Genomic DNA, 16,141 nt, shown 5'->3' on the forward strand with positions numbered 1-16,141 from the left:
GCGGCTGATGTCCCTGTCGCCCGTGCGGCCCAGAGGCGCGAGCATCGTGCCCGTCTGCGGCCCGGCGGCCGCACGCGCGTCGCTCATCGGATTCCCCTGCCTTCGAACACTTCGCTGCGGCGCTCTCCGGTGCGGCGTACGACGTACGCCAGGTGGACCCGCACCACGTTCTCCTCGCTGACGACGTCGAGGGATTCGACATCGATCACATCCCCCAGCCAGCGCTGGAGCGCTGCCTGCACCGAAAGTTCCAGCGTGGCGGCCAGCTCCGGGCTGTTCGGCGCGAACACCAGGTCCAGCAACCCGCACCCGAAGTCCGGCCGCATCACGCGCTCGCCGGGGCTGGTGAACAGCAGCTGCTCGATCATGTCCCGCACGTGGTCGTCGTACGGGGCCCGCGCGGTACGTCCCTGGCCGTCGATCCGGTACGGGAACGCGATGTCGATCCGTGCCGGACGCGGGTCGTGCTCCGTGAGCTCCACCATCCGCTCCGTGCTGTCTGTGGCTGTCATTGCCCCACCGCCCGCTGCTGGATGACGGACACCGTGGACGATCCCTGCGGCGCCTGCTCGGAGTTGTGGCAGATCCCGGTCGAGGACCGCAGCAGCGCGGGCGCACCGTTGATACGGATACGGGCGGAGACGCCCGCGGCCCAGCGCACGGTGGTGCACGGCTGTGGCGTGCCGCCGACGTTGTAGGTGCACCCCGTGACGGTGTAGAGGTCGGCCGTACTGGCGACCGGCCGGCCCTCCACCAGGACCCGCGACTGGGCGGGCAGGGCGGTGGCCTGCGCCCCGTGCGGGCATGTCACGGTCGCACCGACGTGCAACAGGTTTCCGGACAAGAAGCGACCCTCCCCCTCAGGTCACGCTGAAAGCGTCATTGTTGATCTTCACGGTGTCGCCGACGAGCGAAATCACCGCGCCCCGGCCGTTGTTGATGTGCACCCCCGTCTTGTCGACCTTGATGTACGCGCCGGACGGGTGGTGCAGGGTGATGCCCTCGTTCTCGCCGTCCTCGTCGCAGAGCAGCACCAGGCGTTCGCCGGGGCTCTGGACGACCACGTTGCTGTTGCCGGGTGTCTGCGTGGCCGCGGCGGCCGGCACCTCCTGAGCCGTGCCGTACCAGGCCCCGGACCAGATCGGGTAGCTGAGGTCCCCCTGCTCGAACTCGACCCACACGCCGGCGCCCTTGGGCGGGATGACGTACTGGCCCATCTTGGGTCCGGCCATCGGGAAGCACGGCATCGCCCACGAGGACGGCGTGTCCCCCAGCGCGTCGGGGACCTGGGCACGGATCCGGCCGATGCCCATGGGATCGCGGTTGTCGACCACGGTGCCCCGGAACTTGCCGAGGTAGCGGCCCTTGTCAGCGGTCATGCGGTGGCTCCAGCAGTTGCGTTCACGGTCGCGGTCAGGGGACGACGGTCGAGTGGAGAGCGATCAGTCCCTCGCGGGCCAGGGTGAAGTTCTGGGTGAAGGAGCCCCGCCCGAGGTCGTGGGTGACGCTCTTGACGTAGTAGAGGCCGTCGTAGGTGATCCCGGCCCCGCGCACCCCGACGAGCTCCCGGGGCCGCAGCACATACCCGTACCGTGCGACGTCCAGCTGCCCCGAGCCGGAGACCGCGTCGGCCGACTCCATGGCCTTGGCCAGCACCTCGGCCCGGGACTCCGGGCCTTCCTTCTTCGCCGTACCGCCGAGGACCTTCTTCTTCAGTGCGGGCGCGGGTTTGCGGGCCAGTGGCGGCCGGAAGGTGCTCACCTCGGGTACGTCCAGCACTTCGGAGACGCGGGTGGCCTGGAACTGCACCCGGGCTTCCGGCTGTTCACGGGCGGTGCCGTCGAAGGCGAAGGTCATCTGGTCGACGTTGGTGAGCGCGTCCATGTTGACGTTGAGCGCGTGCTGCGGCTTGCCGAGGCGGACTTCGGGGCCCCAGTACGCGCGGCTGCGCCCGGGGGCCGGCCCGGGGTCGAGGTAGAAGACAAAGCCGTTCGCCTTCGCCAGCTCGGTGACGTAGGAGAGGTCGGTGCCGCTCTGGAAGTCGATGCGCTTTTCCGGCATCGGGGTCTGGGGCACCAGCTCCGGGATCACCAGCGGGCTGATCCCGTACTCCGCGTACCGGTCGATGATCTGGTGCACGCGCTGGGCGGGGCCGAGCCCGGGATACGGGACACCGGCGCGCTCGACCAGGTCCATCAGTACCGTCAAGTCCTCGCCGGTGACGGTGAGGGTCGACTGGCCGGGCTGGTTGCTGACCCCGGCCTCCTGCCGGATGATCACGCCGTCCATGAGGACGGTGGGGGTGCCCTGGACGGTGACGGTGAGGATCACACGCGTCTCGGGGTCGAAGTACCCGTCGCGGAGCAGCTGGGTGTTGATCAGCCCGTTCTTGGCCAGGTCGAACGCCAGCTGGAACCCGCTCCGTTCCCCGGCGGTCATGGTGACCTGCACGGACAGCAGCGCGTCGGTCACCTCTTGGGGGACGGGGCGCGCCAGCTTCCGCCCCATGAGCAGGGTGAGATGGACGGGCCCGCGCCCGATGCGCGTGTCAGCCATGCGGTCCCCCAGGGAAACCGCCCAGGGCGGGAACCTCGATCCGGGTGCCGGGTTCGCTGGTCAGCTCCTGCGGATCGAGTACGGCATTGGCGTCCGCTATCTGCCACCACTGCTCGGGGCTGCCGAGGTATCGCCGGCCGAGCAGATCGGGGCGCTCGCCGTTGCTGACGGTGTGCACGATGTGCTCGCCGGTGTCCGCGGGCCGGGGCAGCAGGCGGCGCCTGGTGTAGCGGATTTCTGTGCCGTCGGGTGCGGTGTGCACGGCGACGCCGACATCGTGATAGCGGCTGGAGCGCGGGTAGTTCGACGCGGCGGGTATCGCGTCCAGCGCGCTGGGGGTCGGCTCCTGCAGGGGGTTCATGGCTGTCAGATCCCTCCCAGCCTCATGTTGCTTCCGGCCAGCCCGAGCGCTCCGGGCCGCCCGCCCACGGCGGCTCCGGCGAGCCGCTCCTTCTGCGCGAGGTGCGCGAGGTAGAGCTCGGAGCCGTAGTGGCCGGTCGGCAGATCGCTGACGGACAGGACGCGGAACGTGATGTTCAGTGAGGCCCGAATCGGGTTGAGGTTGACGTCGAACGCCTCTTCGTTGATGGAGAACTCGGTGAGGCGCACGGGCATGACCCGCTTGCTCCCCCAGGTGAAGAGGGTGAGCGGGGCCTCGATGGGCGTGATCTCGAGCGTCCCGCGGGCGGCCAGCGCCTCGGCCGCGCGCAGCTGACGGGTCGTGGGATGCACGAGCATCTCCAGCGTCGCCAGCTGGGGGTGGATGCCGTCGGGCGCCGCGATCTCGAGCTGATCGGTTGCGTCGATGTCCGCGGTGAACTTCCACGTCTCCGCGGCCGGCCCCTTCAGCCGCAGCGCCTCGGTGCGGTCCCCGGCGCCGTCCGCTCCCGCAGCCTGGGGGGCGAGCGTGCGCTCGAGGGTGTCGGGGTTGAACTGCAGCACGATGACGCGCTGGGGGGTGCCGCGCTCGGGGTCGACGATGACGAGGCCGGAGCGGATGGGTTTGGGTATGTCGGCGTAGCGGGTCACGGGCCGTCCCGCCCTTCGGTGAAGTGATCAAGGATGATCTGGGCTTCTCGGCGCAGAGAGTCGTCCGGGTCTCGCCGGGAGATCTCCGTGAGCATTTCCTGGAACTCCTCCCACCTGGAATAGGAAGTTGCCCAAATGCCCGAGCTGCGAATGCTGGGATCACTGCTCTGCATGGCCTTCTTAATGCGTTTGAAGAACTTCTTGTCGAAGTCCCTCGGCGCCCCCATGCCCGCCCGCAGCACTGCGCGGGACACTTCCTCCGGCTCTTTTGCCTTGTCTACGGCAGAGAGCAGCTCCTTGAGCGTCCACGGATGCAAGTTCTGCTCGATCGATTTTTCGATGCGCTGCACATCCTCAGCAGGCTTGCCGGTGACCGCGAGAACGGAACACTGCGAACGGCTGTCTACTGCATACTGCAGGACAATCGCAGGCGTTACTCGCCACATGACATTACGAGTGATGCCGAGACGAATATCCGACGACTCGTCCCTCAGTAATTCCAGATTGCCACCCGCAGCGAACTGCATGACCTCTTCCTCGCTGCCCCAGCCCTTGAGGACCAGGCGGCGAGACGTGTACGACGCAAGACGCTCTGACATCGCGCCGCTCCTTACCTGTTTCCTTGGTCGAGGCCATAGACCTTGAATAGCCACTCGTGGTCACCGAAGAGCTCGTCGATGCCCTCCAAAAGGTCCTCGACAGCCCGCTTCTTATGCTGTTCGTTGGTAACGACACCCTCGGCCAGGAGTAGGTCAACGATCGTGTCACGCATTTTCTGAAGTTCACCCGCGGACGTACCACCCTTTTTCTTCTGGGCGTTGATTTCTGCTGAGGTGATCTCGCTCTTCTGCACGTCGTATACCTTGCGCCCTCGTGCATCACGCTGGGGTTGACCGTCCTCACCGACCACGACCTGGGGCCTCCTGGCCTGCCATGCTCGATTCAGCATCTCGCTGTCGTTGGCCCGCGCAAACCTCTTCTGCGCAGTTGCCAGCTCGTTCCATACTTGCTCGGGAGAAACCTGTTGCCCCTTCTCGCTACGGGAATTTCCTTTGAGTGCTTCCGTCAGCTTCTTGAGGCGCCTGCCAGTGCTTGTCAGAAACCCGCGAATCGGCGCCGTCAGGCGATTCGCCCCGGTCTGTGTCAGAACGCCTCTCCGAAGCATATCGTCCGGCGAACGCTTGCCCTGCTCGACGAGACGCAACTCAGCGGGTCCGACGGCAAGCATGAGCGGTACGCGCAGTCCCTCGGCCAATGACCTGACGAGCGCTACCTGAGCCGGCAGCTGGCGGCCGTTACCGAACTTACTGATGTCGTCCTCGTTCTTGAGAATCTGCAGCCCGTGAGTACCGAGAGTGTTCCCCAGCCTCTGGTTTTCAGCTTCTTGGGCCATCGCAGCGTAGGGGCCGATACCGGTGGTCAGATCGACTTCGTCCGGGTGTGGTGCGACATTGATTTCACCGGAGAGATCGGAGTTCGGCCCCTTTGTGCGGGAGAAGTGAAGGGACTGATTCTCCCCGACAGTGTAGTTCGTTACGGTTCCCTTCTCGCTGCTCTTGAAACCCTTGTCGCCCTTCATTTGCTGGTAGGTGGCCAGCAAATTGTTTCCGCCTTGCGCCTTTGCCAGAGCCTGCTGGATGTAGGCCATGACACGCTGTTCCAGATCCTCTTCACGCAGTTCGCGCGCGTTGTCCACCGCGGGGAGTCGGGGATTCAGCGCGGCTTCGACGCTGAAGGATGTTCCGCTGCCACGTGAAAGCTGGGTGAGCCGATACCAGACCCGCATCGCGGCCAGAGTGGCGCGGAAGGCCCCGTCCCTGGTCCCACGGTTGAGGAGCGAGGTCAGCCGAGGCTTGATCCGGGCGATGATCTTGCGGAGCCGGGCCTCCTTGGACTCCTTGGAGTTCTCCTTCCTGCGGCGGTCGTCGCGCTGCTGCTTCCGCTGGTCCTTGCGGAGCTTCCGGCGGTCGCGCAGCCAGTCGCGCTTGCGTTTGAACGCGTCGCGCAGCCGCTTCGCGCTCCGGGACAGCGCCTTGCCGACCTTGCTGTTGCGCAGCTTCTTGCCCAGCGCACGGCCGGCGTTGCGGACCTTCCGCAAGGCAGACTTGACCGACTTCTTGGCCTTCTTCAGGGCGCGGCCGAGCGGCGACTTCGGCTTGCGCGGCTTCGTGCGCTTGGGAGCCTCGGTCTCCTTCTTCTTCGGCTTCTCAGGCGTCCTGTCAGAGGTCTTGTTCCGCTTGGCGTCCGGAGTCCTGTCACCACCCGGCTTCCGGGTGTCCGGATGCTCCTGCCTACGCCCCGGCGCCGCTTTCCGCCGCTCCTCGCGGTCCCTGTCCCGCTCGTGCCGCAGGTCCTTCTCGCGGTCCGGCCTGCGGCTCGACGGGCGGTCGTTGCGGTGGTCCGGGCCCCGGCCCGTCGGGCGGCGCGCGCCTGGGTTGCGGTCGGTCGGGGCCGAGCGGCGGCCAGGGACCCGCGGTCCCTTCTGGACCGACGGCCCCTCGGGCCTGCGCAGCGCCTGCGCGGCCTTCCGCACCGCGCCCCGCGCCCGGTTGACCGCCCCGCCGGCTGCCTTCCGCGCGCCTTTGCCCGTCTTCTTCAGGCCCTTGGCGATCTTCTGGGCCATGGCCTTCAGCCGGTTGCCGACTCCCTTCGCCGCGCCCTTCATGCGCTGCAGCAGGAAGTTGGTGATGAAGTCCAGCAGCGCGACGACACCAGCCGCGACCGCCTCCGCGAAGAGGCACGCGGCCGGGCCGGCCTTCACCGCCTTCAGGTAGGCCCAGAACTTCCCGAAGGCCGCGATGATCTTGCTGATGGTGTCCCAGGCCGCCATCAGGCCCTGGATGATCGTCAGGATCGCGCCCGCTGCCGGCACCAGCATCGAGACGACCTTCTCGATCACAATCGAGGCGATCATCATCGGCAGGGAGGCCACGAGCGCATCCCACGCCATCTTCCCGATCTGCTTGATCGAGATACAGCCCTTCACCAGGACGTTGATGATGGTCTTGCCGAGGCCGAGGATCCCCTCGACCTTCTCGTCGAACCACCGCTTGACGCCCGTCTTGATGGCGCCCCACAAGTGGTCCTGGATGCCGGCCTTGGCCGAGCTGCCCAGCTTGCTCAGCCAGCCGCCCGGGTCCGGGGCGATGTCCGCGACCAGGGCCGCGAACTTGCCCAGCGCGGCGATGGCCTGCTGCGCGAACTTGATCGCGCCGACGATCGCCTTCCGGTAGATCTCGATGGCGCCCTTGATCCCGGCTTCCAGGACGTCAAGCAGCTTGTTGAGTCCGGCCGCCAGAAGGTCGAGGAGCTTGTTGACGGCTTGCTTGAGCTTGTCGGCCCACTCGTTGACCTTGGCGATCGCCTTGTCACGCAGTTCCTCGATCTTCTTGCGGAACTTGTCGCGCAGCTCCGGGAAGGCTGCCAGCAGTACGTCGCCGATCGCGATGAGCGCGGTCGCGACCGCCTTGATCATCTGGATGGCGAAGTCGCGTACGAGGTCGATCGCCTCGTTGACGAACTTCTTGAAGCCCTCGATCAGACCGTTGATGGCCTTGCGTGCCTGATCGAAGATCCAGGTGACGGCGCTGATGAGCGCGTCGAAGAAGTCACCGACCTTGTCGGCGACCCAGCCGAGGAAGCCCCCGCCCTCGTCCTTCTTCTCCTCCTTCTTGTTCTCGGCGTCCTTCTCGGCCTTCTCCCGCTCCTTGACGATCTGATCGTTGTCCTTGTCCTTCCTGTCCTTGACCTCCTTGTCCTTGTCCTCGCGCTTTTTGGTGATGTCCTGGTTCTTGTCGCGGTGCTCCTTCTCGGAGTCCTTGTCCGCGTCCTCGAGCTTCTTGTCCTGCTCCTCGCGCCAGCTCTGGCGCTCCGCCTTGGCCTGCTCGGCGGCCTGGCCGCGTTCGCCCGTCTGTGCCTCGGCGTTCTTCGCAACCTCCCGGTCGATCTCCTGCTGCTTTTCCCGCTTCTGCTGCTGCTCGTTCTGCTGTTGTTCCTTCTCCTTGGTGGCGATCTCGCCGCGGGCGTCGCCCGCGGCGGCCTTCACCTCCGAGCCGCGCTCCTGCTTGGCGACGACCGCAACGCCCTGGTCGGCGCGCGGCCCGGCTGACGCGGCCTGGCCGCCACCGCCACCACCGCCGCCCTGGACATCGCCCCGCAGCTGCTCCTGTGGGACATCCGGGAAGATCTGGTCCTCGCCCATGGGCTTGGCCGCGTCCTGGCGGCCCGTGTCCTGGATCTGGGACTGCTTTTCCTTGAGCTTCTCGGCCTGCTTGTCCGTACGCTTCGGGTCGCTCTCGCCCTCGAGCTTGATGGGCGGCGCGGGGCCGACCGTCTTGTACAGCTCCGGGTCGGTCGTGGGTACCTGATCGGCCGCGGCTTCGATGTTCTTGGCACTCTCGGCGCTGACCTTGCCATCCGTGCCGTTCGCCACGTGCGGCTTCGCGACCTCCTCGGACGGCTTCCTGCCGTCCGCCTTGTCGCCGCCCTTGGCCTGCTGCTTCTCGCCCTGCCCCGCTGGCTGGACCTCCTCGACCTTTCCCGTCACCGGGTCGGCCGGGGGTGCGGCCTCCGGAGGAGCGGACTGGGTCTGCGGTGCGCCGGACGGGCGTTCGCGGGTGGGCGGGTTCGCGGCGAGTTCCTGCCGCTCCTCGTTCGTCTTCTGCTCAGCGGCCGCGTCCACGCCGGGGAGTGCGGCCTGCGCCTGATCCGGGGGCAGCTGACTGACCGTGTCCAGCGCCGCCTTCGGATCCTGCCCTGATACGTCCGGCGGCTCCGGCTGCTTCTCCTGCTTCTCCTGGCCGCCGCCACCGCCGCCGCAGCCGCTCTTGCCTTCGCCGTCCTGCTCGCCCGTCGTGGGCTGCGGGGCTCCCGCGCAAGCTCCGCCGTCCTTCTCCAGCGATGCCTCGGGCTGGGTCTTCGTGCCCTCCGGGGCGGCCAGGTTCCCCGGGGTCTCGGCCTGCTCGGCGGCCGGGCTGACCGCCGTCCGCATCGACTTGGGGGCGGCACCGGGGCCTGCGGCGGTCGTCGGTCCGGCGGGCCTTTCCGTATCGCCGACAGGACCGGCGGGCGCGGCACCCGCGCCCTGCGGATTGGGGGCCTGGGCCCCTGGCCCGCCCTCGGCGGCCGTGCCCTTGGCCGGCTCTGCGGCACGCCGTACCGCAGGGGAGGGTTTACGGTCCGCGGTCGGCGTCGGCTCGGTCCGGGCACCGGCAGGCCTACGGGCGGCAGTGAGGGCGGTCGCAGAGGATACGGGGCCTGCGGAGGCCGTCGAGGCGGCGCCGGCCGGCCTGCCGACCGCAGCAGCGGCAGCCGCGCCACCGGACTTGGCGTCCCGGCGCTCCTCCTGCTCCTTCCGCTCCCTGTGGTCCTTCTCCTCGGCCGCCGCGTCCTTGGCCTCCGGCTTCTCCTCCTCGCCCTTGCCGTCCTCGTCCTTCTCTTCCTGGTCGTCCTTGTCCCTGGACGCGGCCTTGGCGCCGTCCTCTTCCGCGTCCTGCTGCTCGCCGGGGTCCTTGTTCTCCTCGGCTTCGGGCTCCGCGGCCTCGCGCTCGGTGGTCTCCGGGTCGGGGCCGACCTCCTGGTCCGTGGCCTTCTCGGGCTGCAAGTCCCTGTCGCCGCGGTCCCCGGCGTCGGCGGCCGGGCCACCCTCGGGCTGCGGGGCTTCGCCCTCGACCGGGCCCCGTTCGGCGCCGGGCGCCTTGGCCTCGGACTCCGGCTCCTCCTCGGCCTCCGCGTCGTCCTCTTCCTCCTCGCGCGCCTGCTCGACCTGCTCGGCCTTGGTGGGCGGCGGCGTGGCGGAGAAGCTCGGCGCCTCCGGGGCGGAGGCGGAGCCACTGGAGTCAAAGGAGATCTGGTCGGCGGTCGGTACGGACGACACATCCAGGTCGGCGTCCGGGATGAAGTCCTCGGGCTTCAGCTCGATATCGCCCTTGCCGCCGCCCGACTTCTTGTCGTCGGCCGCGCCGCCTTCGATGTCCCTGTCGGACCCGGCCTCCAGCCCGATCGGCTGCTCTTCCTCGCGCGGGTCGCCTTCGTCCTCGTCCTTCTCGTTGAGGCCGTGCTGACTGAGCGAACTGTCCCGGCCTTCCGCCTGCTCGTCGACCTTGTCCGGACGCACCTTGCCCGGCTGGCCGTTGGCCTTGGGGTCGGGCTCTTCCCGCTTGGAGCCCTTGGCGGGTCCCTGCTCGTCCTCCCTGCGCTTGCGCTTGTCGGAGCCGGGGTCGTCGGACTCCTTCTCCTTCTGGCTCTTCTCCTTGTCCTGCTCTTTCTGCCGCTTTTCGTCCTCGGCCTGCTGCTGTTCCTTCTCCTGATCGGCCTGCTTGGCCTCCTCCTGTTCCTTCTCCTGCTGCTCTTTCTTGGCCTGCCCGGCGTCCTTGGCCTTGTCGGCGTCCTCGGCCCGCTCGTCCTGCTGCTGCTTCTCCCCGGCCGCTGCCTTCTTCTCGGCCTGCGTGTCCCGCTGTTGCTGCTGCGCCCGCTGAGCCTGGCCCTGCTGCGTGCCCGGGCCGGCGCCCCGCGCGGGCGCCGGCCCACCCACGCCCGGACTCTGCTCGGCGCCGCCCGCGCTGTCGCCGCGCTCACGCTGCTCCTCGCGGGCGTCCCTGTCCGTGGATTCCTTCTGCTTCTCGCCGTCCTCGGCCGCCGTCTGCCGGCGCTCGTCCTCGGCCTCGTCCTGCTCGACGGTGTCGGCGAGCGGCGGCAGCGCCACCATGGGCTGCAGCCCGGGAATGCCGGCCTCGGCCTCCTCGACCATCTCCAGCAGCCGCTCGTGATCCGGCGTGGGAAGCCGCCTCTCCAGCCGGCCCAGAACCGAATCCTGCACATCCGGCGAGAACCGGGCCAGTTGGAGCCGCACCCGGCCCGAGGCATCGGTCGGGTCGCCGCGCAGCGAGCGCAGAATGTTGTTCGAGAGCCGGTCGACGAGCGTCGCCGGGTCGAGCTTCTCCGTACGGGCTCGGTTCGCGTCCACCGTCGCGTAACGGAGCCATCCGGGCGTGGCCTGGCCCTGCTTCACCTCCGCCGCGGGCTCGGCCTCTTCCCGTACGAGATCCTGCGCGGCGGACTCCGCCTCGCGTTCGATCGCCTGCTGGGGCAGGCTGACCGCACCCAGGTCGCGGCCCGCTCGCAACGCGCCCAGGCCGTCCGGGTTCTGGACGGTGTGCAGCAGCTCATGGGCGAGCAGCCGGTTCCCCTCGGCCGTGCCCGGGCGGTACATCCCCTCGCGGAAGAAGATGTCCTGACCGACCGCGAGCGCGTCGGCGCCCATCATCTCCGTGAGCGCGCTCGCGTCCCGGTCCGTGTGCAGCCGCACCCGGCTGAAGTCGTGGCCGAGCCGCTCCTCCAGCTCGCGCCGCACGCTCAGATCCAGCGGCTGCCCCGCGCCGCTGACGATCTCCTTCGGCTCGGGCGTACGGACTGTGGCCGCGCGCTCCTTGCGCTTGCGCCGCTTCGACGCCTCCGCCGAGCGGGAGTCCTGGGCCGCGGCCTGGTTCGCGCTCATCGCCGCCTCCGTCCCGAAGCCGGCGACGGGGGCTCACCACGTCCGGACAGCCCGGCATGCACCGCGCGCGCCAGAGCCTCGCCGAGGCGTCCCGGCGAGGTGCCGGCGGGCAGCGGCGGCAGCCCGGACAGCGCCTCCAGCGCCCGGTCGGCGCCGTCCGCCGCCAGCGGTACGCCGCGCTCCCGTACCAGCCGGGCCAGCTCCGCCTGGAAGGCGGCCGAGACCCGCTCCGGATCGACCCGGTCGAATCCCGCCAGGGCCAGCTCGCCGATCTCCACCCGTATGGTGCGATGGGGGTACGCCCCCTGGCTGCGCCGGGGGGACCCCCACCCAGCGGTAGCTGGGGGAAGAGCCTCGTTCAGACCCATCCGTGGACCTCCGAGGGCGTCAAGGAGCGTTCCAGCTTCAGGTACTCGGTACGGGCCGCGGCGAGCATGTGCCTCATCTGCAGCTGCTCGCCCTCCTCCGCCGCGAGGAAGGCACCGGACAGCGCGATATTGCGGATGGAGCCGCCGGCCACGGTCAGCTGGGCCAGCCGTTCCGGGTCGATGTCCTTCATCGGCGCCTGCGCGGGCAGCACCCGCCGCCAGATCTCGGCGCGCTCCGGCACCCCGGGGAAGGGAAAGTCGACGACGAAGCGGATACGCCGCATAAAGGCCGGGTCGAGGGCCTTCTTCATGTTCGTGGTGAGGATGGCCAGGCCCCGGTACGCCTCCATCCGCATCAGCAGATAGCTGACCTCGAGGTTGGCGTACCGGTCGTGGCTGTCCTTGACCTCACTGCGCTTGCCGAAGAGGGCATCAGCCTCGTCGAACAGCAACAGGGCGCCGCCGCGTTCGGCGGCGTCGAAGACCTTGCGCAGGTTCTTCTCGGTCTCGCCGATGTACTTGCTGACGACCTGTGAGAGATCGATGATGAACAGGTCCAGGCCCAGTTCCCTGGCCATTACTTCGGCGGCGAGCGTCTTGCCCGTCCCGGAGCCGCCCGCGAAGAGGGCGGTCACACCAAGGCCCTTGCGCAGGACCTGCTCGAAGCCCCACTCCTGGTAGACCGTCCCCCGCTGCCGTACGTGCGCGACGATCTCGCGCAGGATCCGCAACTGCCGTCCGGGTAGCACCAGATCGCTCCAGCCCGCACCGGGTTCGATACGGCGGCCGAGTTCGTCCAGACCGATCCGGGCCTCTGTCAGGCCCGCCCGCCACGCAAGCTCGGCGGCGTCCAGCCCTCCCCCGGCCTCCGGCCGGGAGGTGCCCCCATCCTCGAGCAGGTCCCGGCGTACGGTCGCGGCGGCCGACCGGATGACGTGCGGCGGCAGCGAGAACTGCGCGACCAGCTCACGCAGATGCTCCTCCGCCACCTCCGGTACGTCCGCGAACGCCTCGGCCCACAGCCCCAGCTGTTCGTCAGAGTCGAGCGAGGGGACGGTGACGCGCTCCCCACGGGCCTGGCCGGTCGGCCGCGGGTCCTGGCTGGAGACAACAAGCGGAACGGCGGCGGTCACGATGAACGCCTCGGTGGCAGCGGCCTGTTCCCGGTCCAGCTCGCCGACCTCAAGGAGAAGGGCCGCGGGCAGCAGGATGGCCTCGCGCTGCCAGAGCCGGGCGAGGCGGTCGCGCTCGGCGGGGTCGGTGGGCAGGTCGTCGGCGGCCATCGCGTACAGGCCGAGGCCCGAGCGCCGGGCGGCCGCCGCGGCGATGTCGGCACGGGTGCGCTGGTCGCCGCCGACGAGCTCGGCGCGGAGCGGGGCGTCTGCCCCGGAGCCGGCCCAGCCTGCGGCGACGCGGCCGGCGGCGAGGTCGTAGGAGGCGGGGAGGCTGTCGGGCACGGGACTGCGGCGCAGTAGGCCGTGCAGGCGGCTGTCGAGGTACGGCGAGCCGACCAGGAAGTGGAGTATGCGCTCGTCGATACGGAGCCGGGAGGTGGTCAGCCGCATCTCATCGTCGAGTTCGACGAGCCGCCAGCGGCGCAGCGGTGCGACGGGCGTCAGCGCGCTCCAGTGCGGGTCGCCGAGGGCAGCGAGCGCGAGGGCGAAGGTGGGGTGGGTGCGGGAGGGGTCGCCGCTGGCGGCGGCGCAGCGGCTGGCGGTGGTCGGGTCCAGCTCCGCGGCCGCGGTCAGCAGCAGGATCTCGCGCTCGAAGGAGCTCAGGCCGAAACAGGCGCCGAGCGCGTCCAGGGTGGTGGGGCCGGCGGGCAGTTCGGCGGTTGCTCCGGATCGGTCAGAGTGCGCGGGAAGTTGAGAGCCCTCGGTACGGACCTGCGCACGCACGTCGACACCGGCGCCGGTACGGGCGCGGGCACCGGCGTCGTCACCCGAGCCGGTACGACCCTCGGCGCGGGAGTCGGCGGCCGTACCGGGCACCCCGTTGCCGCTGCGCCCGGCGTGCGCGTCGAGGCGCGCCAGGACAGCCCGTACCGCTGCCGCCAGCGCCTGGCCGTCCGCCGCCGCTCGCCCGCCCGGTGTGCCCATGTCCTTGCCTCCCCCCGAATTCCGCACCCTGTCTCAGCTCTTCTCGCTCGCCCCGCCGTCCGACGCCTCGGCTGAGCCGGTCCGGCCACCGCGTTGCGCCGTCCCGGAGGCCTTGCGCCGACGGGCGGGGGTCGCGGCGGTCTTCTTCGCGGCCGCGCCCTCCCCGGACGTCGAGAGCCCGGTCTCTTCCGCCTCGCGCATGCCGGTGGCCGATCTCCGCTGCCTGCCCGGCTTTTCGGCCGCCGTGCCGGAAGCCCGGCGTGCGCCCTTACCGCCCGCGTCCTCCTCGGCGGCGACAGGGGTAGTTGTCTTCGCCGCAGGCCTCGAGCCGCCGGATCCGTTGCCGCCCGCCCCTGCCGTCGGCGCCGTCGGCACGGCGGCCGCCACCGAGGGCAGCACGTCCACGTGCACCCGCTCCACCGGCTTCCCCTCCACCGGCGTTGCCCGGCCCTCCACCAGGACCAATGACGCCTGGTAGCAGACCGACACCACATACGGCGTCTGGTTGAGCATCCCCCACAGCTTGGAGGTCTCGTCAACGTCCATCTGCGTCGGTGTGAAGCGCACCTTCTGCGGTGAGAGCGCCAGATCCGAACCCGCCAGGTACGGGAACTGCGCCGCCTCCTCGATCAACTCCCGGGACAGAATCGGCGTCTCGTGCAGCGTCCGCACCACACAGCCGAGCAACCGCTGCCCGACGAGCTCGGTCTCATCGCCGTAGGCGCTGATCAAGTAGTGCAGGTCGAGTGCGGCGGTCGGGCGCTTGATCAGCGTGCCGTCCGAGGCCCGGGTCGGCAGGTCGTTGCCGCGCAGGGACGCGTTCGGGGTGACCTGGTACAGGAAGACCGTGATGGTCGGCTCGGTGGGCGGCTCGGTATGCGGCTTGCGGGTCTCGACGGACACCGCCATATCGATCTCGGGCCGCAGGCCGTTCACCAGCTGCAGCGCCAGCGCCTGGGTGACCGTCGCGATGGCGAGGGCGTTGCTCATGAGCGCGTCTCCTCTCGCGACAGAAATGCGTCCAGGGCGAGGGCGGGGGCGCGCCGGCCCGGCTGCCGGGCGGGCGCTGTGGCACTACGGGAGTCCCGGGGAGCCGCCGCGCTGACTTCGAGCCGTCCGATCTGCACATGGACGACGCGCTCCGCGGGCTGCTGCCGCCGTCCGATGCCGGACTTGGCGGCGTTGCGGGCCGCGGCGGCGTCGACGGCGCGCGGACGAACCGCCGCGGCGAAGGCGGGGGCAACTCCGGTACGGGCAGGGCGGACAACGGCCGCGGCCGGCCGGGGAGTCGCGGCTACGGGCGGCGAGTCGGACGGGCGCTCCGAACGCCCAGCGCTGCTGTCTGACAGACCGTCACGCGGCTCAGGCGTCACCTGCGCGGCGGCCCGCAGCAGCGGGGCCGCCGGCCGCGGGCCGATGGGGGCGGGTGCGGGCCGGGCCGGCTCGTCCCGCGGGACCGTCGGCTGAGCGGGGGCTCGTACGACGGTGTGGCGGTCGGTTACGACCTCCCGCTCATGCCGTACCACCGCCCGTACGGCCGCGCTCGGCCGGCCCGGCTGCGGCGCTGGCTCGTCCAGGAGCGGGGGCTCGGCCCGCACGGCCTCGATCCGCTCAAAGGGGCCGGGCAGGCGCGGGCGTACCCGTACCGTGCCGTCGGCGGACGGCGCGCCGGTCTCCGGCACGCTCCGCGCCAGCAGGCGGTCGAAGAAGTCAGGCATCTGCGCACAGCTCCAGGTAGTAGCGGCGCCGCAGCGGGCTGAGCGCCAGAATCTCCGGCTCGCTCCAGCCGTATGCGGTGGCCAGCAGGTGGACGTCGAGAAGGGTCGTGCGGGCCCAGGCGTCCAGCTCGGCCCACAGATAGGGGGCGATGTCCAGTTCGGCCTTGGTCTGCTGCCCGCACTCGGGGCAGGCGACGTTCAGCATCACATCGGCGTACGGGTCCGCTTCGGCCGCGGCCTCGGCGATCCGCTGTTGCAGCTCGGCGGGGAACTCATCGACGGCGGCCTCACCGAGATCGCCGTCAGTCCCCGCCTCGTCGCCGTCGCGCCGGGCGCGGAGTACGGACCGGGCGAGGAGTTCCCTCCTGGCCCGGTCCGCTCCCAGCCCCTCGACGGCGACGAGGTCACCGGTGGTCGGCAGCCGGAACTCGACGTACCAGCCGTCCGCTTCGACCGTCAGCGGCCCTTCCGAGAGCCGCTTCGCGCCGGTCACAGCCGCGGCGTCGAAGTCGAATTCCATCTCCTCGCCACACGCGCCGCACTCGACCTGCACGTTCATCCGGTCCCCGAAGAGGATCCGCCGCAGGCCGAACAGGTCCGCATCACGCTCGCCGACGGGCCTGGTCAGCAGCTCGTCGGTGCCCTCCCGCGGCCGGGCCACGGCGTGCAGCAGCAGTGCACGGGTCGTGTTCCCGGCTGTGAGCCCCGCCTCCCAGGTGGCGAGGAGATCCCCCGGCCGTATGGCGTGGGGGAGTTCGGCGGCCCCGTTGTGCTTCACGCGTGTGCCTCGGTTCGATGCTCAGATCTCAGGACTCATGTCTCGGATCTCGGACTTCGGATCTGGATCTCGGATCTGGATCTCGGATCTGGATCTCG

At 69.9% G+C, this 16,141-nt stretch carries 13 protein-coding genes; all 13 read right to left on the reverse strand.

Annotation, left to right across the window (positions count from 1 at the left end; all coding sequences use genetic code 11):
* Positions 1 to 83: 83 nt before the first annotated feature.
* Positions 84 to 485 carry a GPW/gp25 family protein gene (locus tag ACY34J_RS15520; protein WP_462727112.1) on the reverse strand — a complete coding sequence of 134 codons (402 nt, stop codon included), beginning with the start codon at positions 483 to 485 and terminating at the stop codon, positions 84 to 86.
* Between the two features lie 23 nt (positions 486 to 508).
* Positions 509 to 811 (reverse strand): hypothetical protein, encoded by a 303-nt coding sequence (locus ACY34J_RS15525; protein WP_462727063.1) that lies wholly within the window; start codon positions 809 to 811, stop codon positions 509 to 511.
* Positions 812 to 860: 49 nt separating this feature from the next.
* Positions 861 to 1,379 carry a phage baseplate assembly protein V gene (locus ACY34J_RS15530; RefSeq protein WP_462727064.1) on the reverse strand — a complete coding sequence of 173 codons (519 nt, stop codon included), beginning with the start codon at positions 1,377 to 1,379 and terminating at the stop codon, positions 861 to 863.
* Between the two features lie 34 nt (positions 1,380 to 1,413).
* Positions 1,414 to 2,556, reverse strand: coding sequence for a hypothetical protein (locus ACY34J_RS15535; RefSeq protein WP_462727065.1), 1,143 nt, complete (start codon positions 2,554 to 2,556; stop codon positions 1,414 to 1,416).
* Entirely contained in the window at positions 2,549 to 2,917 is a 369-nt protein-coding gene (locus ACY34J_RS15540; RefSeq protein WP_462727066.1) for a hypothetical protein, read from the reverse strand. The genes ACY34J_RS15535 and ACY34J_RS15540 overlap by 8 nt, the downstream gene beginning before the upstream one ends.
* A gap of 5 nt (positions 2,918 to 2,922) precedes the next feature.
* Complete coding sequence (locus ACY34J_RS15545) at positions 2,923 to 3,585, reverse strand: CIS tube protein (protein ID WP_462727067.1); 663 nt, start codon at positions 3,583 to 3,585, stop codon at positions 2,923 to 2,925.
* Complete coding sequence (locus tag ACY34J_RS15550) at positions 3,582 to 4,184, reverse strand: hypothetical protein (RefSeq protein WP_462727068.1); 603 nt, start codon at positions 4,182 to 4,184, stop codon at positions 3,582 to 3,584. The genes ACY34J_RS15545 and ACY34J_RS15550 overlap by 4 nt, the downstream gene beginning before the upstream one ends.
* Positions 4,185 to 4,195: 11 nt before the next feature.
* Positions 4,196 to 11,080, reverse strand: coding sequence for an eCIS core domain-containing protein (locus ACY34J_RS15555; protein WP_462727069.1), 6,885 nt, complete (start codon positions 11,078 to 11,080; stop codon positions 4,196 to 4,198).
* Positions 11,077 to 11,358 (reverse strand): hypothetical protein, encoded by a 282-nt coding sequence (locus ACY34J_RS15560; protein WP_462727070.1) that lies wholly within the window; start codon positions 11,356 to 11,358, stop codon positions 11,077 to 11,079. Before ACY34J_RS15560 ends, ACY34J_RS15555 begins: the two co-directional genes overlap by 4 nt.
* An 80-nt stretch (positions 11,359 to 11,438) precedes the next feature.
* Positions 11,439 to 13,547: an ATP-binding protein gene (locus ACY34J_RS15565; RefSeq protein WP_462727071.1), complete on the reverse strand. Its 2,109-nt coding sequence runs from the start codon at positions 13,545 to 13,547 to the stop codon at positions 11,439 to 11,441.
* 33 nt (positions 13,548 to 13,580) lie between these two features.
* The gene (locus tag ACY34J_RS15570; protein WP_462727072.1) at positions 13,581 to 14,537 is read right to left on the reverse strand and encodes a Pvc16 family protein; all 957 of its coding nucleotides are present in this window, start codon (positions 14,535 to 14,537) and stop codon (positions 13,581 to 13,583) included.
* On the reverse strand, positions 14,534 to 15,265 hold the full coding sequence (locus tag ACY34J_RS15575) for a hypothetical protein (protein WP_462727073.1): 732 nt from the start codon (positions 15,263 to 15,265) through the stop codon (positions 14,534 to 14,536). Before ACY34J_RS15575 ends, ACY34J_RS15570 begins: the two co-directional genes overlap by 4 nt.
* A complete protein-coding gene (locus ACY34J_RS15580) occupies positions 15,258 to 16,043 on the reverse strand; it encodes a T4 family baseplate hub assembly chaperone (RefSeq protein ID WP_462727074.1) in 786 nt (261 codons plus the stop codon). Before ACY34J_RS15580 ends, ACY34J_RS15575 begins: the two co-directional genes overlap by 8 nt.
* Between the last annotated feature and the right edge of the window lie 98 nt (positions 16,044 to 16,141).

The organism is Streptomyces sp. HSS9-12 (assembly GCF_054963655.1).